General features: G+C 61.2%; 1 pseudogene. It reads left to right on the forward strand.

Features of this window, described 5'->3' with window-relative positions:
* Positions 1-63 precede the first annotated feature (63 nt).
* Positions 64-564: pseudogene (locus IVA78_RS24485) on the forward strand (transposase); the annotation flags it as partial.

Raw genomic sequence — 564 nt, forward strand, 5'->3', positions numbered from 1 at the left:
TGACCTTGCCCCCTGGACTTAATCCAGATTGAAGTTCGCTCTGGCCCATATGAGGACCAGAGCATGAAGCGCAGCCGCTTTACGGAAGAGCAGATCATCGGGATTTTGAAGGAGCACGAGGCTGGCGTGTCGGTTGTCGATCTGTGCCGGAAGCACGGCGTCAGCGATGCCAGCATCTACAAATGGAAAGCCAAGTTTGGCGGGATGGAGGTCTCGGAGGCCAAGCGGCTGAGGACGCTGGAGGATGAGAACACGCGGCTGAAGCGGCTTTTGGCCGACGCCATGCTGGACAATGCGGCGTTAAAGGACCTCCTGGGAAAGAAGTGGTGACGCCCGCGGGGAAGCGGAAAGCTGTCGCCCATCTCGTGGACGCCCACGGGATGAGCGAACGGCGGGCGTGTAAAGCCATCGGCTGTTGCCGCATGACCATCAGATATCGGACGACCCGGGCGGACGACGCGGCCCTACGCCAACGCATGAGAGCGATTGCCGAGGTGCGCCGTCGCTTCGGCTATCGGCGCCTGCATGTTCTGCTCAGGCGGGAGGGCTATCTGGTCAACCACA

It is taken from the genome of Bradyrhizobium sp. 137, assembly GCF_023074095.1.
Taxonomy (GTDB): domain Bacteria; phylum Pseudomonadota; class Alphaproteobacteria; order Rhizobiales; family Xanthobacteraceae; genus Bradyrhizobium.